This window comes from Aeromonas sp. s6 (assembly GCF_040907815.1).
Taxonomy (GTDB): domain Bacteria; phylum Pseudomonadota; class Gammaproteobacteria; order Enterobacterales; family Aeromonadaceae; genus Aeromonas; species Aeromonas caviae.
In genome coordinates this window covers 28,579-47,791 of record NZ_JBFOCN010000033.1, presented here as the reverse complement: position 1 = coordinate 47,791, position 19,213 = coordinate 28,579, and the positions used below count along the sequence as shown (strand labels likewise).

Here is a 19,213-nt window from a genome sequence, read left to right as displayed (position 1 = left end):
GGGCCTGAAGGTCGGCAAAGTTGTTCAATTTTACTATTCGATAATGAGTTATCGTTTGATATATCTAAACAAAAAATGACCTGTCAGGGGTCGTAGAGCCCAGGTCGGGACGAACATGGCGAGGTGCAGGCGGCACTGTACTCGCATCCCGCCCATAAAAAGAGGTCGCCCGGGCGACCTCTTTGTCGTCTGCTATTTCGCTGCGGCTCAGGGCAGGGCATCGGGCCGGAAGGTGTTGCAAGGATCTGTGTCCCTCGTGTCTCAATCGATCAGGGCAATGCATCGGGCCGGAAGCTGGCGCGGATCTGCGGCACCAGGGGGGAGGGGTCGAAGCCTTTCTCCTCCCCGAGCACCGGGTGGAGCAGGGGTTGGTCACGGATGGGGGTGAGGTCCCCCGCCAGCAGCTGCCTTGTGGCCTGCCCCATCTGGTAGAGCTGGCGCACCGGGTCGAACTGGCGGGCGAGATCCAGCCCGTCCCCGGCCCGGGTGAAGGCCATCATGGGGATCTGGTAGCTGGCATCCCGTGGCGGTTTGGCGCCGTGGATGCCCTTGCCGGCCGACATCAGGAAGGGCTGGTGGTCCCCGAAGGCCACCACCAGGTAGCGCTTGCCGGAGCTGTCCAGGGTCTTGAGCAGCCGCTCCAGGGAGGCCATGGCATCCACCACCCCGGTGTAGTAGGTGTTGAGCAACTGGGTATCCGCCGGGCTCTGATCCGGGCAGGCGCCGCTGCGCTGCTGGGCCCGGTAGCGATCCCCGTCGAAGGGGCCGTGCCCCTGCATGGTGACCGCGTAGGCGAACAGGGGCTGATCGTCCTGGTTGCTGCGTTTGAGCAGGTGATCGATGAGGGCATCGTCGGAGATGTAGAGCCCCTTGTGCTCGAGGGCGGTGAAGCGGGTATCGAACCAGCGCTCCTGGTAGCCGAGGGCCGGGATCGCCTTGGCGCGGCCCCAGAACTTCTCCACATAGGGGTGGGCGAACAGGGTCTGGTAGCCGCTCTGGGCTGCGCTGCGCGCAAGGCCGGGCACCTTGTCCGAGAGGTAGTAGTAGGGCACCACCCCCTGTTTGAGCAGGCCCACCGGCAGGCCGGTGTTCATCTCGAACTCCGCCAGTACCGTCATGCCCCCCGTGGTGGGGGAGTGGATGGTCTTGCGCCATTGGGCCACGCTGGCGGGCAGGCTCAAGGTGGGGGCGGGGGCGCAGAGACGGCCCTGCCAGTCAAGCCAGAGTGACTCGTATTGCAGCACGATCACCAGATCGAAGCGGGGAGCCCTGGGCTGGGCGGGCAGGCTCAGCTCCGGGGTGCGCTCGTTGATCTGCAAGGGGTAGCGAAACACGTTGCCGCTTTGCAGCATCTCGTCCACCAGGTTGAACAGGTAGAGGCCGGGGCCGGCGCGGATGATGTCCCTGTGGTAGTTCACCGCCCTGTCCACGTAGCGGATGTTGGCCCCGAGCAGCTTGTTGCCGGTCTGGGTGGCGAACACGCAGAGGGCGAAGAAGGCGGCGGTGGCGGCGGCGGTGCGCAGCAAGCCCCGCAGGATCCAGCGAGAGAGGGCGAAGCGCCACACCAGAAAGAGGAGCCCCAGCACGACGAGCACCGGCACCACAGGGTGCTGATCGAGCAGGATGTGCAGCAGGGCCAGCAGGTTGCCCAGATCGTCCCCCCCCAGCGGCACCCCGTAGATGGCGATCTTCATGAAGTTGGCGAGTAGCCCGATGCCCGAGAGGGCGGTGAAGAGCAGCCCCATATAGAGGCTGAAGCCCGCGAGGGCGCAGAGGCTCCAGCCCAGCACCATGCTGCCCCAGGCGAGGTAGTAGTGCTCTGGCCGAAAGCCCGACCAGAACAGGAATTCCCCCAGCTTGAACACCACGAAGCCGTGAAGCAGCACGAAGGTGAGGTTGCCGAGCAGCAGGCTGCCTGCCACCCGGGCGCGGTAGCTTCGGCGCAGCCGCGGCAGCAGGGCCTTGAGCACGGCGGCGCTCACCAGCAGCACCAGCAGCAGGCTGGTCATCAGGTAGAGGAGGTTGAAACCGCGCTCCGGCAGGGTCTGGAGGATCTGGCTGTATTCGACGCTCTCCGGCCTGTCTGCCAGCAGCAGCCCGATGCGCAGCTGGTAGCGGCTGTCCAGGGCGTCGTCGGGGGCGCGCAGGGCGCTGTTGAGGCTCAGGGTGCAGCGCTCCTTGCGGCACTTCTGGCGCTTGTCCACCGCCTGGCTCAGCTGATCGATGCGTACCCCTTTGTCGTTGAGCAGCTCCACCCGTACCTTGTCCCCCTCCTGCAGGGGTTTGAGCAGTTGCCACTGGCTGCGCACCACCAGATAGAAGCCCCGGTTGTCACTTTTGTAGAGCAGGCTGTAGCGATTGAGGGTCGCGATGGGCTGATCCGCCGGGCCCAGAATGAGGGGGGCGGCACGCCCGAGCCAGCTGACGGGGTTGAGCAGCGGCAGGGCGAGGGTCAGCAGCAGCAGGGCGGTCAGCAGACCCAGCAACAGCCCGGCCAGGGGCTGGGAGGCGGGGCGGTGGCCGGTGACGGGGGCATTCATAAGGGCTCATCCTTGGAGCGGTCATGGCAGCGACGACTGCCTCTATTTTGACCCGATGGTGCGTGGCTTGTTCCTTGATGTCAATTTAATGACAACAAGATGAATATTCCGTGATGAGCACAGTGAAGCAATTTGTGATCCCGATCCGCCAGGGGCACTCATTCTGTGATGAAAGCGTCATCATGAGCCTTTGCTGCTGGTCTGGGAGGGGGGCGCTGTTTAGTCTCTCAGTAACGGTTGGAGGTACATGTATGAATCCCAAAGTTGCGGCGCGTCAGGCCAGATTGCTCCAGATGCTGGAGAGCAAAGAAGAGATCCGGATCGGGCGGGAGCGGGACTGCCCCCTGCCGCTGCCCCAGCTCGTCCGGCTGACCGAGGATCACCCGGACGTCGTCAAGGTCTACGGTCACGGGCTCACCGCCGAGGTGTTCCATCTCAAGGTGGAGGGGCACCACTGGTGCCTGAAACGCTGCCGCCAGGACTCTCTGGTGGCCAATGTGGACGGCAAGACCGCCTTTCTCACCGAGCTGGAGCGGCGTCGGGAGATAGAGAGCCTGCGGGAGCTGCACCCCACCATCCTCTCCAACGTGGTCTGCACCAGTTTCGGCTCCGCCCGGGCCGGGGTGCTGGTCTCCCCCTGGCTGCGGGGGGAGCCGGTGCGCACGCTCTGCGAGCGCAACCTGGCGCAGATGCTGGCGGTGGAGGCGGAGCTGGCCCGCTGGGGCTGGTTTGACTGGGATCCGAGCCCGGGCAACCTGCTGGATGACGGCCAGCATATCTCGGTGTTCGATTTTGGCTACATGTGGCCCTTCGATCCCCTGCACGAGTTCAATTCCAACGGCCTCACCGATCCCGACTTCCACGTGCCTGAGCGGCTGGAAACCCGCACCCTCTCCGGGCTCTGGCTGGACGAGGCGGATCCCTTGCCGCTGTTTCGCCGCTGGCGCGAGCTCTGCCTCGCCTGGGCCAGGGGAGAGCTGCAATACCTGTCGCGGGAGGGGGCGAGCGCCCCCGTGCTGGCGCGGATGCAGGGACTGGTGGGGGAGTGGAGTGCGGCGCTGGCAAGCGACGAGGCGCTGGCGGCCAACTGGTGGCGCGACATGTACCGCAGCCATCGGCTCGACATCCTGGACGACCTCAGCGGCAAGAGCTGCGGCCCGCTCACCCTGCGCCGCCTCGACTGGCTGGAGCAGGCGGTACAGGAGCACTTCCCGGCCCTGGTGGACAATCTGGCCCCTGACGAAGCGGGGCTCGGTCAGGCCGGGTTGCTGCAACGGCTGGGAGGGCTGCGCGAGCAGATCCGGGCCAATCTGCTGCCCACCCGGGCTACCCTGGTCACCAGCTGATGGTGGAAGAAGAGTGACAAGAGGGGCGCCGCGGCGCCCCTCTTTGCTGAGTGGGGAAGGCCGCCCCGGGTGTGATGGGGCGGAGGAGGCTCGTTGTGTGCCAGCGCTGGGGCGACTCAGTCGAGCAGTTCCCGGTGCAGGCAGTTGACGATGTGGCCCGCCTCGTCCTCTTTGACCAGGAAGCAGAGGTTGTGGGCGCTGGCGCCGTAGCAGATCATCCGGATGTTGTGCTCGCGGATGGCGTCGAACACCTGGCTGCCCACCCCGGCCGCCTCGCTCATGCGGTTGCCGATGAGCGCCACCAGGGCGAAGCCGGTCTCCACTTCCACCTTGCACAGCTGGCCGAGCTCCGCCAGCACCTTGTCGTTCAGGATGGGTTCGCCGTTGCTCTGGCTGCCGGTGTGATCCAGGGTCAGGGAGACGCTCACCTCGGAGGTGGTGATGAGATCCACCGAGATGCGGTGACGGGCCAGGATGCCGAACACCTCGGCCAGGAAGCCGTAGGCGTGGAACATGTTGAGGCTGTGCAGGGTCACCAGCACCTGCTGGCGGCGCAGGGCCACGGCCCGGAACAGCGGGTTGCTGCGGGTGGTGGCGCGGATCCAGGTGCCACCGGCGGCGGGGTCCTTGGCGGAGCCCACGAACACCGGGATGTCCTGGCGCAGCGCGGGTTGCAGGGTGGCCGGGTGCAGCACCTTGGCGCCGAAGGTGGCCATCTCCGCCGCCTCCACGAAGCTGATTTCGGGGATGGGGCGGGCGCGGGTAACCAGGCGGGGATCCGTGGTGTAGATGCCGGGCACGTCGGTCCAGATCTCGATACTGCCTGCGTCCAGTGCCTCGGCCAGGAGGGCCGCGCTGTAGTCGGAGCCGCCACGGCCGAGGGTGGTGGTGCGACCATCGCCGTCGGCACCGATGAAGCCCTGGGTGATGACCAGGCTGTCACCCAGCAACGGGCCCACCGCCTGCTGGCAGAGGGCGCGGGTCGCCGCGAGATCCACGGTGGCCTTGCCAAAGCGGCTGTCGGTGCGCAGCAGTTGGCGCGCATCCTGCCACTGGGCCTTGACCCCGCGCTGGTGCAGGAGTTCGGTGAAGAGACGGGTGGACATCAGCTCGCCGCAGGCGATGAGGCGATCGGCGAGTTCGGCGTCGGTGTGCTGACTGGCCTGACGGGCCATGGTGCGAATGTCGCCGAGCTGGGCATGGATGAGGGCGCTCACGTCGCCCGGGTTGCCAAGGGCGGCCAGAATGGCCAGCTGGATGTCGGCAAGCCTGGCAAGCTGGGCATCCTGTCCGGCTTCGTCCAGTTCACCCTGAGCCAGGCTCACCAGCAGGTTGGTGACGCCGGCGCTGGCGCTCAGCACCACCACCCGGGTCGCCGGATTGGCCAGCACCACGTCGGCGCAGTGGTTCATGGCCGCGGCATTGGCGACGCTGGTTCCGCCAAACTTGGCGACATTGATCGGGTTCATTGCATACTCCTGTCTCAAGGTGAAAATCCGGTTTCATCGGGCAAATAGAGAGGAGGAGGCAAAAAATGGCAGGAAAACGCGAGGATCCCGGCCAGAAGCACTCCACCTGCAGAGCCCATCCCGTACCCGCCCTAAGTGGGGCGCGGTGTGGGATGACCACTACCGATGACAACCCGGGGGATTCAGCCCCCGCAGCCGACGTGGCGGTGTCCAGTCACTCGCCTCGTCTCGGCGCTGCTCCCCCTGACCCAAGTTCACCGGACACTGGTGTCCTCCCCTGGGCTGCCTGGGCAGCGCTCCTCTTCTGGTGCCACCTGTGACAGGTGGCGTGCATGTACAAATACCTTGGTCTGGATTGCACTGTCAATCGAGTTCGTAAAAAAGAACAAAATTGACGGTAACCAGGCACAAGATCAATCAGTTACGAAATGGTCTTGGACAAAACCTTGGAGCGACGCTGCCAGTTGTAGAAGCGCTGGCGCTCCACCGGCAGATCTTCGACTTCCAGGGGATCGAAGCCCCGCTCCCGGAACCAGTGGATGGAGCGGGTGGTGAGCACGAACAGGCGACGGATGCCGAGCCGCCTGGCCCGTTCGGCCACCTTGGCGATCAGGGTGTCTCCCCGGTTGGAGTTGCGATACTCCGGGTGGATGGCGACGCAGGCCATCTCGGCCATGGCTTCTTCCATGAAGCAATAGAGCGCGGCGCAGCCGATGATGAGGCCGTCCCGCTCGATGATGGTGAACTTGTCTATCTCCATCTCCAGCTGCTCCCGGGAGCGGCGCACCAGGATCCCTTCCTCTTCCAGCGGACGGATGAGATCCAGGATGCCGCCGATGTCCTCAATGGTGGCGGCCCGGGCCCGCTCGGCGCTTTCGCGCACGATCTGGGTACCCAGCCCCTCGCGGCTGAACAGCTCCTGCAGCATGGCGCCGTCGTCCTGATAGCTCACCAGGTGGGAGCGGGGTACGCCACCCCGGCAGGAGGCGATGGCCGCGCGCAGGTAGCGGGCGGTGCCTGACATCTCTTCCCCCGCCTGCTCCAGCGCCACCAGCAGCTCTTCGGCCTGCTCGGGGAAGAGCTCGGAGATGGCCTCCCCGTGCCTGTCCATTACCCCCTGGGTGCTGCTGAAGCAGATGAGCTTGTCGGCTTTGAGATCCACCGCCACCCGGCGGGCTACCTCTTCCGAGCTCAGGTTGAAGCTCTCGCCGGTGACCGAGCAGCCAATGGGGGAGATGAGCACCAGGCCGTGCTGATCCAGCTGGCGGGTGATCCCCTCCACATCGATGCGACGCACCCGGCCGCTGTGGCAGAAGTCGATGCCGTCATCCACACCCAGCGGCTGGGCGGTGACGAAGTTGCCGCTCACCACGCTGATGCGGGCCCCCTGCATGGGTGTGTTGGCGAGCCCCATGGAGAGCTGGGCGGTGATGTCGTATTGCAGACCGCCGCACACCTGCTTGATGATGGCGAAACTGGCATCGTCGGTGACCCGGATCCGCTTGTGATACTGGGCCTGGATGCCGGCGCGGGCCAGGGCCTCGTCATTTTGCGGACGCGAACCAAACACCAGTACCAGGCGGATCCCCAAGGTCTGCAGCAGGGCGATGTCGCTGACGATGTTGGCGAAATTGGGGTGACAAATGGCTTCCCCGCCGATCATCAGGACGAAGGTGGCACCCCGGTGCACATTGACATAAGGGGTGGATTGCCGAAAGGCATGGACCAAGCTGGGTTCGCGTTCACGCACGTGTTTCATTCCATAAAAAAGCAGCAATTTGCCCAATATATGAAAATAAATTCACAAATCAAGACTAAATATCGACTTGGTGTTTTTTTGTCGCCATTTTGACCAGTGCGGGCGGGGAGGGGAAGACGCAGGCGAGGGCGGGAGGGTCGCCCCGGGGGCCGCTCCCTGGTTGATCCGGGCTAATAACCTGATATCTTCGGTGTTCCTTTTCGTCAGCCGCATTGCGCGGGGTTTTATACAAGGACAGGGCATATGGAGCAGATTATTTCACCGGCAGAGGCGCTGCCGGGACGGCGGGAAGCGCTGGAGATTGGCCAGGTGCACGCAGTAAACGGCCACCCGACCCAGGGGCCCTGGCCCGAGGGGATGGAGCTTGCCTGGTTCGGCATGGGCTGTTTCTGGGGTGTGGAGCGTCTGTTCTGGCAGCAGCCCGGGGTCTATTCCACCGCCGCCGGGTATCAGGGGGGGCTGACCCCCAATCCCACCTACAAGGAGGTGTGCAGCGGCCTGACCGGCCACGCCGAGACGGTGCAGGTGGTGTTCGATCCCAAGGTCATCAGCTATGGGGATCTCGTGAAGCTGTTCTGGGAACACCATGATCCGGCCCAGGGGATGCGCCAGGGTGGCGACATCGGCACCCAGTATCGCTCCGTCATCTTCGTCGGGGACGACACCCAGGAGGCGATTGCCCAGCAGAGCCTGGCCGCCTACCAGCAGGCCATGACGGCGAGCGGTGACGGGCGCACCATCACCACCCGCATCCTGCCGCTGGCCCCCTTCTATTACGCCGAGGATTATCACCAGCAATATCTGGAGAAGAATCCCGAGGGGTATTGCGGCCTGGGGGGCATCGGCGTCTGCCTGCCTCCCAGCCTGAATCGCTGAGGCGTCATTGCATACCACGGGGGCCATCAGGCCCCCGTGTCATTGTGATGAAAAATAATTGAAAAAAATGCGTCAGGTGGGGAACTAAACTGAACCCTGGCTGACCAACAGGGTAGCGACCACGGATGGTTGCCAAGACCAGACACATTTTTTTGCCCCGAAATTCATTACTCTGACAAGCGCGATGAATTGACAATGCTAGCAAGCAGGGCTGCCCGATGAGGCGGCCCTTTTCATTGGGCGTCCCGCCTCACTCCTCGCCTCATTGCATCTCGTCCCCTTGCCGTCACGGCAGGGGGGGGGTCAGCTGATGGTGCTGTCGAACAGGTTCTTGATGAGGTCGATGAACTCGATGAGGAAGGCTTGCTGGGCTTCGCTGGGGGCGGACAACCAGACGGCGGAGAGCACCTCTTCCAGGTCGGCGACCACGGCATCGGCCTCCTGCATGATCAGGAAGCGCACCTTGGGGTCGAGCTGGGGGTTCTGCTCGCAGATGGCCATCAGGTTGTCGGCCACCCGGCTGCTCACCAGATCCTCGATGGTCTGGGCGCCGCCGCCTTGTTGCTGGCTCTCGAACAGACCCAGACTCTCTACCAGATACTCGATCAGCGCAATGTAACCGTCGCTCTCTACCACCATGATGGCTGCCCTTTCTTCATTGTCTTGGGGAAATGGTGCGTATTTTAGTGGCTGAACCCGTCATGGCAAGCGGCAGTGGAGCCGATGGCGGATAAATTGGACACCGCCGCGCTCCACCGTCTCCAATCCGGTCAGCAGGAAGCCGTGACGCAGGAAGAGAGCGAGGCTGAAGGCGCTCGCCTCCGTGGTGAGGCTGCCAAGTCCCATCTGGCTGGCGGCTGCCAGCACCCGCTCCAGCAGCAGGGTGCCGAGCCCCTGGCGCGGATGATCCGCGCTCACGTAGAGCAGGCTGAGATGACCGTCATCGCTCAGGGTGGCAAAGCCAAGGGGCACATCGTCTTGCTCGATGACCCAGCCATGGTGCTCGCGCAACTGGCTGGCAAGCCCCGGGTGATGGGCGCCCCTGGCCCACTGCTCCACCTGCTCCGGGCTATAGTGTGCAGGCCCCAGGCGGCGTACCGACTGCTCGAACAGATCCAAAAGCCTTGGTATGTGCGCCTCCTCGAGGGGGACGATGCGAGGAGAAGAAAGAGACGGCATGGATCAACCCTCCCTGATGGTCGCGCGGGGGGCCTGGGGCCGCTTCGCCCTGGGCAGACCCGCCACCACCCGCTCATAGGAGTGGACTATCCAGCCCTGCCAGAGATCGTCAGACAGGCCTTCACTCAGGGTCACCGTGTTCCAGTGCTGCTTGTTCATGTGCCAGCCCGGTTTCACCTCGGGGTGGATCTCCCGCAGCAGCAGGGCGAGCTCGGGTTCGCACTTCAGGTTGATGGAGAGGGGCTCCGCCTGCCAGTCCACCAGGGCAAACATCTTGCCGGCGATGCGGTAGACCAGGATCTCCGGGCCGAAGGGGGTGTCCTCGGTGGCGCCGGGCTGGCTGAGCAAAAATTCACGCAATTGAACGAGGGTCATGGGGACTCCAGGCTGGTCCGATCATGGTGGAAGCATGTTCACCGGGGTGAGCCTTCTGTTAATATGCGCGCCGAGTATACCCCCCATCACCCCGGGAGCCCATGAGATGTTGTACCACAAGACCTTTGAACTGGGTCCCGATCGGGATTGGGTGGTGTTCGTGCACGGTGCGGGCGGCAGCTCCTCCATCTGGTTCAAGCAGTTGCGGGCCTACCGGGAGCACTTCAACGTGCTGCTGCTGGACCTTCGCGGTCACGGCCAGTCCAACCAGCTGCAGCAGGTGGTAAAGGGGCACTACAGCTTTCGGGCCGTGACCGAGGATATCCTGCGCCTGCTGGATCACCTGCGCATCCCCCACGCCCATTTTGTCGGCATCTCTCTTGGCACCATCCTCATCCGCCACCTGGCGGAGCTTCGCCCCGAGCGGGTCAAGAGCATGGTGCTCGGCGGCGCCATCCTGCGTCTCGACATCCGCTCCCGGGTGCTGGTGCAGCTTGGTCGCCTCGGCCAGCACTTCCTGCCCTACATGTGGCTCTACCGCCTGTTCGCCTTCATCATCATGCCGCGCCAGCACCATCAGGAGTCCCGCAACCTCTTCGTGCGCGAGGCCAGAAAGCTGTGCCAGAAGGAGTTCAAGCGCTGGTTCCGTCTCGCCACCGAGGTGAACCCCCTGATGCGCTACTTTCGCGAGCGGGCCCTGCCCATTCCCACCCTCTACGTGATGGGGGAGGAGGATCACATGTTCCTCGCCCCGGTGCGCGAGCAGGTGGCCCGCGACCCTTACAGCCGCCTCGAAATCATCGAAAAGTGCGGCCACGTCTGCAACGTGGAGCAGCCGGATCACTTCAACCGCCAGTCCCTGGCGTTTCTCTCCCGTCAGGCGGCGTCGTCCGCCCTTTGAAGCCCGACAAGGGCCTCAGATGAAGTAGTGGCCAATCTCCAGATAGCGCTGGCGGATGTGTTCGATGAGCAGCCTTATCTTGCGCGGCGGCTGGCGGGTGAAGGGGTAGACGGCGTAGATGCCGAGCTTCTTGCCCACCCGGTCGGGAAACAAGTCCACCAGCTCGCCGTTCATCAGATCGTGATAGACCAGACAGCGTGGCACATAGACAATGCCGCGCCCCCCCAGCGCCGCCTTGCGCAGGGCACCAGCGTTGTCGGTTGAAAAGCTCCCCGACACCGACACCAGATAGTTGCCCTCTTCCCCCTTGAAGGCCCACTCCGAGGCCCCTGTGCTCTGGTAGGCGTAGCGCAGGCAGTTGTGGGTGAGCAAGTCTGACGGCACCCGCGGCGCCCCGAAGCGGCGCACATAGGCGGGGGCGGCGCAGATGACCCACTGGGAGTCGAGAATGTGGCGGGCAATCAGGCTCGAGTCATCCAGATAGCCGGTGCGAATGACCAGATCGAACCCCTCTTCCACCAGGTTGACGAAGCGGTTGTCCAGCGACATCTCCACCGTGAGCCCCGGGTGCTGCTGGCAAAAATCGGCCACCGCATCGGCGAGCAAGAGCTCGCCGGAGATGGTGGGCACCGACATCCGCACATGACCGCTCACCTTTTCACCAAATCCCGCCACCGCGTCGAAGGCGTCCAGTGCGGCGGCCTTCACATTTTTGGCACCTTGATAGAGCGCCTTGCCCGCCTCGCTCAGGGTGAGCCGGCGGGTGGTGCGATAGAGGAGCTGGACCCCGAGCTCCTCCTCAAGACGCCCGATCCGCTTGCTAACCACTGAATTTGTCAGGGAATTTTGTTCAGCTACCTTGCTGAAGGATCCGGCCTCCACCACCTGGGCGAAGAGGATGAGGTCGTCGGTACTGGCCATATTGATCAACTTTTGGAACGAATGTTGTTCATTATTTCCATATATCGCGAAAAAGGAACAGGGTAAGGTCACGTCCGCTTAACAAAACAACAACAAGGTGCGCCTCTGCACCCCTCTGGACAAGGACGCAATGATGACAGACACCCTGCTGGCCCTGGTGGCCTTCTCGCCGATCCTGGTGGCCGCCGTGCTGCTGGTCGGCCTCAACTGGCCCGCCAAGCGCGCCATGCCCGTCGCCTTCCTGTTGACCGTGTTCATCGCCCTCTGGGGCTGGCAGATGAGCCCGACCCGGGTCTTCGCCTCCACCCTGCAGGGGCTGGTGATCACGGTGACCGTGCTCTGGATCGTGTTCGGCGCCATCCTGATGCTCAACACCCTCAAACACACCGGCGCCATCACCGCCATTCGCGGTGGTTTTACCAACATCTCGCCGGACAGGCGCATCCAGGCCATCATCATCGCCTGGTGCTTCGGCGCCTTTATCGAAGGGGCCTCGGGTTTTGGCACCCCGGCCGCCATCGCCGCGCCGCTGCTGGTAGCCATCGGCTTTCCGGCGCTCGCCGCCGTGCTGCTCGGCATGATGATCCAGTCCACCCCGGTGTCGTTCGGCGCGGTGGGCACCCCCATCCTGGTGGGTATCAACAAGGGGCTGGATAACCAGGCCATCGGCCAGACCCTGAGCGCCGGTGGCAGCAGCTGGGACATCTACCTGCAACAGGTGACCACCAACGTGGCCCTCATTCACGCCATCGTCGGCACCCTGATGCCAGTGCTGATGGTGATGATGCTGACCCGCTTCTTCGGCCGCAACCGCAGCTGGACCGAGGGGCTCTCCATCCTGCCGTTTGCGATTTTCGCCGGGCTCGCCTTCACCGTCCCCTATGCCCTCACCGGCATGCTGCTCGGCCCCGAGTTCCCGTCCCTCATCGGCGGCCTGGTGGGGCTGGCCCTGGTGGTGACGGCGGCGCGAGCCGGTTTTCTGGTGCCCAAGAACTCCTGGGATTTCGCCCCCGAGAACGAGTGGCCCGCCGAGTGGCTGGGCTCCCTCAAGCTCGATCTCAAAGAGACCGCCGGCCGCCCCATGTCGCTCATGCTGGCCTGGTTTCCCTATGTGGCGCTGGCGCTCCTGCTGGTGGCGAGCCGGGTGAGCCCGGAGTTCAAGGCGAGCCTCCTGTCGGTGAGCCTCGCCTTCACAGACCTCTTGGGGGAGAAGGGGGTCAGCGCCTCCATTGAGCCGCTCTACCTGCCGGGGGGCCTGCTGGTGCTCTGCGCCCTGCTCGCCACCTGGCTGCAATCGCGCTCCCTCGCCCCCTTCGGGCGGGCACTGGGGGAGTCCAGCCGCACCCTGATCGGCGCCGGCTTCGTGCTGATTTTCACCGTGCCCATGGTGCGTATCTTCATCAACTCCGGCGTCAACGGGGCGGATCTCGCCAGCATGCCGGTGACCACCGCCAACTTTGCCGCCGGGCTGGTGGGGGAGTTCTTCCCGGCCCTCAGCGCCACCATCGGCGCGCTGGGGGCCTTTATCGCCGGCTCCAACACGGTATCGAACATGATGTTCAGCCAGTTCCAGTTCGAGGTGGCCCAGACCCTGGGGGTCTCCACCGCCGCCATGCTGGCCCTGCAGGCCGTCGGCGCCGCTGCGGGCAACATGATTGCCATTCACAACGTGGTGGCGGCCTCGGCCACCGTGGGGCTGCTCGGCCGTGAGGGGGCGACGCTGCGCAAGACGGCGCTGCCGACCCTCTACTACCTGCTGGTCACCGGCCTTATCGGGCTGGCGCTCATGTACAGCTTCCACATCTCGGACGCACTGCTGCAGCTCAAGTAAGGAGAGCAAGTGATGAAGGTAATGCGGGTCTACCCGGCCAAGCCGGCCGATGTCTATCTCTACGCCACCTGTCTGGTGGACCTGTTCGACCCGGTGGCGGGGCTCGATGCCATCGCCCTGATCGAGCGGGAAGGGATAAGGGTGCACTTTGTCGAGAAACAGACCTGCTGCGGGCAGCCAGCCTACACCTCGGGTCACGAGGAGGAGGCGCGCAAGGTGGCGCAAAGCCAGATGGCGCTCTTCCCCGAGCCCTGGCCGGTGGTGGTGCTGTCGGGCTCCTGCGGCGGCATGATGCACCACCACTACCGCCGCCTCTTCCCCGAGAGCCCCGAGGTGGCCGATTTTTGCGATCGGGTGTTCGAGCTCACCGAGTTTCTGGCCCGGGTCTGCCGGGTGCGCTGGCACGGGGTAGGGGAGGCGAGCATCGTCATGCACACCTCCTGCTCGGCCCGGCGCGAGATGCAGGTACACACCACGGCCCGCAGCCTGCTGGGGCAGCTCGATGGCGTCACCTTGCATGAACAGGCCTACGAGAGCGAGTGCTGCGGCTTTGGCGGCACCTTCTCGGTGCGCCACCCCCACATCAGCCAGGCCATGGTGGAGGACAAGACCCGCCACCTGCTGGCCACCGGCGCCGACACCCTGGTGAGCGCCGACTGGGGGTGCCTCTTGAACATCAAGGGATCCCTGGCCTATCAGGGCAGGATCTTGCCTGCCACCCACCTGGCGAGCTTCCTGCTCGCCCACAGCCGCCCCGAGAGTGACGAAATAGCTCATAACGGCGCCGCTGTTAGCGATTTGGCTCATACCAAAGAGGCCCAGCCCCATGTCTGACCACGCCAAGTATTCGCCGCGCCGCTTCCATCCCCAGGCCGAGGCGGCCCTGGCCGACCCGGTGCTGCGCCAGAATTTTCGCGGCGCCATGGATTACCTGCGCGCCAAGCGCCGCGATGCCTTCGCCGACCCCGCCGAAGAAGCGGCGGTGCGCGATGCGGCGGAGCAAATCCGCCAGCGCTGTCTCTCGCGTCTGCCGGACCTGCTGGAGCAGCTCGAAGCCAACTGCGAGCGCAACGGCATCCGGGTGCACTGGGCCCAGACGCCGGCCGAGGCCAACGCCATCATCCTTCGCATCGCCCAGCAGCACGGGGTGAGCTCCATCGTCAAAGGCAAGTCCATGGTGAGCGAGGAGGTGGGGTTCAACCACGAGATGGCGCGCCACGGCATCCGCTGCCTTGAGAGCGACATGGGGGAGTTTATCGTCCAGCTCGACGGCGACACCCCGTCCCACATCATCATGCCCGCCATCCACAAGAACAAGCAGGAGGTGAGCGACACCTTCGCAAGCAACCTGGAAGGCTTCACCCCCACCACGGACGTGGACGCCCTGATCCAGACCGGGCGGCGAGCCCTGCGCGAAGAGTTTCGCCGCGCCGGCATGGGGCTCTCCGGCGTCAACTTCGCGGTGGCGGAGACCGGCAGCCTCTGTCTGGTGGAAAACGAGGGCAACGGGCGCATGTGCACCACGGTGCCGAAAGTGCACGTGGCCATCACCGGCATCGAGAAGGTGGTGGAGTGCCTATCCGACGTGCCGCCCCTTTACAGCGCCCTGACCCGCTCGGCCACCGGTCAGGCCATCACCACCTACTTCAACGTCATCAGCGGCCCGCGCCGGGCAGGGGAGCTGGACGGCCCGGACGAGGTGCACCTGGTGCTGCTCGACAACGGCCGCAGCCAGGCTTACCGGGACGAGGAGCTGCGCAAGACCTTGCAGTGCATCCGCTGCGGCGCCTGCATGAACCACTGCCCGGTCTACACCCGCATCGGCGGCCACGCCTATGGCACCATCTACCCGGGGCCCATCGGCAAAATCATCTCCCCCCATCTGCTGGGGCTGGAGAGCACGAGCGATCTGGTGACGGCATCGAGCCTGTGCGGTGCCTGCGGCGAGGTGTGCCCGGTGCGCATCCCCATTCCCGATATGTTGCAGCGCCTGCGTCGGGAGGCCAAGCACGACGCACAGCCCGGCCACGAACCGCTGGCGGGGCAGGGGGCGGCCAGGAGCCGGCTCGAGACCCTCGCCATGCAGGGCTTTGCCTTTGCCGCCACCCACCCGCGCCTCTATCACGCCGCAACCGGGGTGGCCGGTCGCCTGCGGGGGCTGATGCCCAAACACCTGGGCCCCTGGACCCAGTGCCGCGAAGCCCCCAAACCCGCCCCCCAGAGCCTGCACGCCCTGCTGCGCCAGAAGAAGAAGGAGTCCTGAGATGTCGAGCAAAGAGGCCATATTAAGCCGCCTGCGCGGCGCCGCCACCCCCATGGCACATGCCCCCCATGGCTGGCAGCCCTGGCGCGGAGAGGATGAACAGGCGCGGCGCGAGCGCTTTGTTGCCGGGATCAGCGCCAGCCACGCCGAGATCCTGACCGTCAAGGAAGCAACCCTTGCCCGGGATCTGGCCGCCTGGCTGGATGAAGAGGGCGTGACGAGTCTGGCCTGTGGCCAGGGCGGCCGCTGGCAGGAGGCGGTCGCGGCCGCCTGCGCCGGGCGATCTGTGCTGACCCCCGCAGGCAAGTTCGCGAGCTGGAAGGACGATCTGTTCGACGTCTGTCAGGCGGGTATTACCCACTGCGCGGGCGCCATCGCCGATACCGGGACGCTCGTATTGCTGCCCGATGGCGGCGAGCCGCGCACCTTGTCCCTGGTGCCCCCCTGCCATATCGCCCTGCTGGCGGCTTCCACCATAACCGACAACCTGGCGGGGCTGGTGGCGGCCGGGCGCTGGCAGCAGGCCATGCCCACCAATCTGTTGCTGGTCTCCGGCCCCTCCAAGACCGCCGACATCCAGCAGACCCTGGCCTACGGCGCCCACGGCCCGAGCCGCCTCTTGGTGGTGCTGGTGGAGGATTGCTGATGCGCTGGAATGAATTTGACGCCGCCGTGCTCTCGCGCATCCCGCCGGAGCGGCTGGTGAGCGACCCGGACTTGCGATTGGCCCACGGCACGGACGCGAGCTTCTACCGCCTGGTGCCTGAGCGCATCGTGCGCCTCGACTCCCTCGAGGAGGTGCGCTTCGTGCTCGGAGTGTGCCGCGAATTGGGCCTGCCGTGCACCTTTCGCGCCGCCGGCACCAGCCTCTCGGGCCAGGCCCTGAGTGATTCGGTGCTCATCACCCTGACCGACAGCTGGCGCGGCCACCGCATTCTGGACGAGGGGGCGCGCATCGCCCTGCAACCCGGGGTGATCGGCGCCGATGCCAACCGCTATCTGGCACCCCTGGGGCGCAAGATTGGGCCGGATCCCGCCTCCATCAACGCCTGCAAGCTGGGTGGCATCGCCGCCAACAACGCGAGCGGCATGTGCTGTGGCACCGCCCACAACAGCTATCACACCTTGCACGCCATGACGTTGCTGCTGGCCGATGGCACCGTGCTGGAGAGCGGCGATCCCCAGAGCCGCGCCGCCTTGGCGGCCAGGCGCCCGGAGCTGCTCACGGGGCTTGCCGCCCTGCGTGCCGAAGTGCTGGCGAATGCCGAACTTGCCGCCAAGATCCGCCACAAGTACCGGCTCAAGAACACCACCGGCTACGCCATCAACGCCCTGCTCGACCATGAGGACCCTGTCGATATCCTCACCCACCTGATGATTGGCTCGGAGGGGACCCTCGGCTTTATCGCCGAGGTGGTGCTCGACACCGTGCCCGAATACCCCCACAAGGCCTCGGCCCTGCTGGTGTTTCGGGACGCCGAGCAGGCCTGTCTGGCCACCTCGCGCCTGAAAAGTGCGCCGGTGGCGGCGGTGGAGCTGATGGATGGGCGCTCCCTGCGCTCGGTGGCGGGCAAGCCCGGTCTGCCGGACTTTATCAAGACGCTGGATCTGGCTGCCTGCGCCCTGCTTGTGGAGGTGCATGGGGAATCGAAAGAGGCGCTGGTGGCTCGCTGCGAGCAGGTGACGGCCATGGCCGCCGAGTTCGTCCAGGTCGCCTCTGTGCCTTTTACTATCGACAGCGCCGACCTCTGGGCCATTCGCAAGGGGCTCTTCCCGGCGGTGGGGGCGGTGCGTACCACAGGCACCACCGTCATCATTGAAGATGTCGCCTTTCCCATCGAGCGCTTGGCCGAAGGGGTGGCGGGGCTGCAAGCCCTGTTCGATCGCTTCGAATACGGTGAAGCGATCATCTTCGGCCACGCGCTGGAGGGGAACCTGCACTTCGTCTTTACCCAGGGCTTTGACGATCCGGCCCAGGTGGCCCGCTACGGCGCCTTTATGGATGCGGTGGCGGAGCTCGTCGCCGTGCGCTTTGGCGGGTCGCTCAAGGCCGAGCACGGCACCGGCCGCAACATGGCCCCCTATGTGGAGCTGGAATGGGGGTCGGAGGGGATGGCGCTGATGCGGCGCATCAAGGCGCTGCTGGACCCGGACGGCCTGCTCAATCCTGGCGTCATCATCAACGATGACCCCAAGGCCCACCTGGCCCACCTCAAGCCCATGCCGGCGAGCGATGCCATCGTGGATCCGTGCATCGAGTGCGGCTTTTGCGAGGCGGTCTGCCCCTCGCGCACCCTGTCGCTGTCGCCGCGCCAGCGCATCGTGCTTTACCGCGAACTGGCCCGCCGCAATCGTGCCGATGAGCCCTCCAACCAGCTGGCCCAGCTATTTGACTATCAGGGCATCGATACCTGCGCCGCCACCGGGCTGTGCGCCGATCGCTGCCCGGTGGGCATCAACACTGGCAGCCTGATCAAGAAGCTGCGTAGCGAAAAGTACCAGCGCTTTGTGCCCATCGCCCGCTGGAGCGCCGATCACTTCGCCGGCGTTACCCGCGCGGCCCGTGGGTCTCTCGGCCTCAAAGCCATTGCCGGCAAGCTGCTGGGAGACAAGGCGCTGGCAGGATTGGTGGGGGGCGTGCGCAAGCTCAGCGGCCAGCGCACCCCCGCCTGGTTGCCCACCCTGCCGGGGCCGAGCCGCTACCAATGGCTGCAAGGGGAGGGGAGCCATGACGGATCCAGCGAGCGCGCTGTGGTCTATCTGCCGTCGTGTGCCAGCCGGGTATTCGGCCAGCAGGAGGAGGCCCCGTCACTGCCGGACGTGGTGCAATCCTTGCTCAATAAAGCGGGCTGCCGGGTCATAGTGCCGCAAGGTATCGAGGGGCTCTGCTGCGGCATGCCCTATGACAGCAAGGGGATGAGCGAGGTAGCGGAAGCCAAGCGCAGTGAGCTGGCCGATGCATTGTGGCAGGCAAGCGAACAGGGGCGCTGGCCCGTGCTGCTCGATACCAGCCCCTGCGTGCAGCGACTGCTCTCGGGGGCGTTCGGCAAGGGTCTTCGGGTGTTCGAGCCCTCCGCCTTTGTGCTGGAACATCTGCTGCCCCACCTTGAGCTGACCCCCATCGATGAGACCGTGATGCTTCATATCACCTGCAGCAGCCGGCGCATGGGGCTCGGCGATAAGATGCTGGCGGTGGCCCGCGCCTGTGCCCGCGAGGTGATCGTGCCAGAGCATATCCAGTGCTGCGGCTTTGCCGGTGACAAGGGGTTGATGACCCCGGAGCTCAACGCCGCGGCACTTGCCAGCCTGGCAGCTCAAGTGCCCAGGGATTGCCGTCAGGGATTCAGCAATAGCCGCACCTGTGAAATGGGGCTCAGCCAGCACGCTGGCATTCCCTATCACAGCATCCTCTATCTGGTGGATCAGGCGGCGAGATAGAAAAATAAAAACGGCAGGATAAATATCCTGCCGTTTTCAATAGGGTTACTAAGGTAACTTATTAGGGAAAGTGCGAACAAGTATCCCACGAACAAAAAATGAAAATTTTAGTCATTTAATATCAATGGGTTACCAGTAAATGCTCTCGTGCCATATGACTTATTCGCACCTTCCCTACCGCACGGATTTCAGCTTCCGTTGTGCTGCCTTCAAGCTGAATAAAATAGGATTGAACATTGCCACTCTCTGGATGCCTCTGGGGCTATAAGGGCCGGATGAGTAGTAGCCTATCAAAGGCCGACCGCTCCTGTTGAG

Annotated in this window: 15 protein-coding genes and 1 riboswitch; of the genes, 8 read left to right on the top strand and 7 right to left on the bottom strand. The window is 64.8% G+C overall.

From position 1 onward, the window contains the following. Nucleotides 1–269: 269 nt before the first annotated feature. The gene (locus tag AB5Y50_RS04995; protein WP_104452772.1) at nt 270–2,540 is read right to left on the bottom strand and encodes an LTA synthase family protein; all 2,271 of its coding nucleotides are present in this window, start codon (nt 2,538–2,540) and stop codon (nt 270–272) included. A 251-nt stretch (nt 2,541–2,791) separates the two neighbouring features. Here AB5Y50_RS04995 and AB5Y50_RS04990 point away from each other — a divergent pair, with 251 nt between their 5' ends. Further along, the gene (locus AB5Y50_RS04990) at nt 2,792–3,886 is read left to right on the top strand and encodes a hypothetical protein (protein ID WP_041212861.1); all 1,095 of its coding nucleotides are present in this window, start codon (nt 2,792–2,794) and stop codon (nt 3,884–3,886) included. Between the two features lie 116 nt (nt 3,887–4,002). Here AB5Y50_RS04990 and lysC read toward each other — a convergent pair whose 3' ends face one another. Then, nucleotides 4,003–5,355, bottom strand: a complete 1,353-nt coding sequence (lysC, locus tag AB5Y50_RS04985) for a lysine-sensitive aspartokinase 3 (RefSeq protein WP_043156400.1) — start codon at nt 5,353–5,355, stop codon at nt 4,003–4,005. A gap of 87 nt (nt 5,356–5,442) precedes the next feature. After that, nucleotides 5,443–5,667, bottom strand: a riboswitch (Lysine riboswitch). A gap of 109 nt (nt 5,668–5,776) precedes the next feature. After that, nucleotides 5,777–7,105 (bottom strand): amino-acid N-acetyltransferase, encoded by a 1,329-nt coding sequence (gene argA, locus AB5Y50_RS04980; RefSeq protein ID WP_010674364.1) that lies wholly within the window; start codon nt 7,103–7,105, stop codon nt 5,777–5,779. 252 nt (nt 7,106–7,357) lie between these two features. Between argA and msrA the strand changes: the two genes are divergently transcribed. Further along, entirely contained in the window at nt 7,358–7,990 is a 633-nt protein-coding gene (gene msrA, locus AB5Y50_RS04975) for a peptide-methionine (S)-S-oxide reductase MsrA (protein ID WP_010674365.1), read from the top strand. A 303-nt stretch (nt 7,991–8,293) separates the two neighbouring features. Here msrA and AB5Y50_RS04970 read toward each other — a convergent pair whose 3' ends face one another. The 3 genes from AB5Y50_RS04970 to AB5Y50_RS04960 are packed head-to-tail and all read right to left on the bottom strand — an operon-like array spanning nt 8,294 to nt 9,544. Then, complete coding sequence (locus AB5Y50_RS04970; protein WP_010674366.1) at nt 8,294–8,629, bottom strand: DUF3802 family protein; 336 nt, start codon at nt 8,627–8,629, stop codon at nt 8,294–8,296. Between the two features lie 60 nt (nt 8,630–8,689). Further along, nucleotides 8,690–9,169, bottom strand: a complete 480-nt coding sequence (locus tag AB5Y50_RS04965) for a GNAT family N-acetyltransferase (RefSeq protein WP_029314371.1) — start codon at nt 9,167–9,169, stop codon at nt 8,690–8,692. A 3-nt stretch (nt 9,170–9,172) separates the two neighbouring features. After that, entirely contained in the window at nt 9,173–9,544 is a 372-nt protein-coding gene (locus tag AB5Y50_RS04960) for an MmcQ/YjbR family DNA-binding protein (RefSeq protein WP_039038958.1), read from the bottom strand. A gap of 106 nt (nt 9,545–9,650) precedes the next feature. Between AB5Y50_RS04960 and AB5Y50_RS04955 the strand changes: the two genes are divergently transcribed. Next, the gene (locus AB5Y50_RS04955; RefSeq protein WP_010674369.1) at nt 9,651–10,445 is read left to right on the top strand and encodes an alpha/beta fold hydrolase; all 795 of its coding nucleotides are present in this window, start codon (nt 9,651–9,653) and stop codon (nt 10,443–10,445) included. A 15-nt stretch (nt 10,446–10,460) separates the two neighbouring features. On the opposite strand, the gene AB5Y50_RS04950 is transcribed toward AB5Y50_RS04955, so the two are convergent. Next, nucleotides 10,461–11,438 (bottom strand): LysR family transcriptional regulator, encoded by a 978-nt coding sequence (locus AB5Y50_RS04950; RefSeq protein WP_081000955.1) that lies wholly within the window; start codon nt 11,436–11,438, stop codon nt 10,461–10,463. Between the two features lie 61 nt (nt 11,439–11,499). Here AB5Y50_RS04950 and AB5Y50_RS04945 point away from each other — a divergent pair, with 61 nt between their 5' ends. The 5 genes from AB5Y50_RS04945 to AB5Y50_RS04925 are packed head-to-tail and all read left to right on the top strand — an operon-like array spanning nt 11,500 to nt 18,898. Beyond that, nucleotides 11,500–13,197 carry an L-lactate permease gene (locus AB5Y50_RS04945; protein ID WP_043155589.1) on the top strand — a complete coding sequence of 566 codons (1,698 nt, stop codon included), beginning with the start codon at nt 11,500–11,502 and terminating at the stop codon, nt 13,195–13,197. A gap of 12 nt (nt 13,198–13,209) precedes the next feature. After that, nucleotides 13,210–14,031 (top strand): (Fe-S)-binding protein, encoded by an 822-nt coding sequence (locus tag AB5Y50_RS04940; protein ID WP_043155591.1) that lies wholly within the window; start codon nt 13,210–13,212, stop codon nt 14,029–14,031. Continuing rightward, nucleotides 14,024–15,460, top strand: a complete 1,437-nt coding sequence (locus tag AB5Y50_RS04935; RefSeq protein ID WP_043155594.1) for a LutB/LldF family L-lactate oxidation iron-sulfur protein — start codon at nt 14,024–14,026, stop codon at nt 15,458–15,460. The genes AB5Y50_RS04940 and AB5Y50_RS04935 overlap by 8 nt, the downstream gene beginning before the upstream one ends. A 1-nt stretch (nt 15,461) precedes the next feature. Beyond that, on the top strand, nt 15,462–16,106 hold the full coding sequence (locus AB5Y50_RS04930; protein ID WP_043155596.1) for a lactate utilization protein C: 645 nt from the start codon (nt 15,462–15,464) through the stop codon (nt 16,104–16,106). After that, nucleotides 16,106–18,898 carry an FAD-binding and (Fe-S)-binding domain-containing protein gene (locus AB5Y50_RS04925; protein ID WP_043155597.1) on the top strand — a complete coding sequence of 931 codons (2,793 nt, stop codon included), beginning with the start codon at nt 16,106–16,108 and terminating at the stop codon, nt 18,896–18,898. The genes AB5Y50_RS04930 and AB5Y50_RS04925 overlap by 1 nt, the downstream gene beginning before the upstream one ends. Nucleotides 18,899–19,213 lie beyond the last annotated feature (315 nt).

Coding starts and splice junctions, on each gene's coding strand:
- AB5Y50_RS04995 (WP_104452772.1), bottom strand. CDS start 2,540: ATGAATGCCCCCGTCACCGGCCACCGCCCCGCCTCCCAGCCCCTGGCC.
- AB5Y50_RS04990 (WP_041212861.1), top strand. CDS start 2,792: ATGAATCCCAAAGTTGCGGCGCGTCAGGCCAGATTGCTCCAGATGCTG.
- lysC (WP_043156400.1), bottom strand. CDS start 5,355: ATGAACCCGATCAATGTCGCCAAGTTTGGCGGAACCAGCGTCGCCAAT.
- msrA (WP_010674365.1), top strand. CDS start 7,358: ATGGAGCAGATTATTTCACCGGCAGAGGCGCTGCCGGGACGGCGGGAA.
- AB5Y50_RS04970 (WP_010674366.1), bottom strand. CDS start 8,629: ATGGTGGTAGAGAGCGACGGTTACATTGCGCTGATCGAGTATCTGGTA.
- AB5Y50_RS04965 (WP_029314371.1), bottom strand. CDS start 9,169: ATGCCGTCTCTTTCTTCTCCTCGCATCGTCCCCCTCGAGGAGGCGCAC.
- AB5Y50_RS04960 (WP_039038958.1), bottom strand. CDS start 9,544: ATGACCCTCGTTCAATTGCGTGAATTTTTGCTCAGCCAGCCCGGCGCC.
- AB5Y50_RS04955 (WP_010674369.1), top strand. CDS start 9,651: ATGTTGTACCACAAGACCTTTGAACTGGGTCCCGATCGGGATTGGGTG.
- AB5Y50_RS04945 (WP_043155589.1), top strand. CDS start 11,500: ATGACAGACACCCTGCTGGCCCTGGTGGCCTTCTCGCCGATCCTGGTG.
- AB5Y50_RS04940 (WP_043155591.1), top strand. CDS start 13,210: ATGAAGGTAATGCGGGTCTACCCGGCCAAGCCGGCCGATGTCTATCTC.
- AB5Y50_RS04935 (WP_043155594.1), top strand. CDS start 14,024: ATGTCTGACCACGCCAAGTATTCGCCGCGCCGCTTCCATCCCCAGGCC.
- AB5Y50_RS04930 (WP_043155596.1), top strand. CDS start 15,462: ATGTCGAGCAAAGAGGCCATATTAAGCCGCCTGCGCGGCGCCGCCACC.
- AB5Y50_RS04925 (WP_043155597.1), top strand. CDS start 16,106: ATGCGCTGGAATGAATTTGACGCCGCCGTGCTCTCGCGCATCCCGCCG.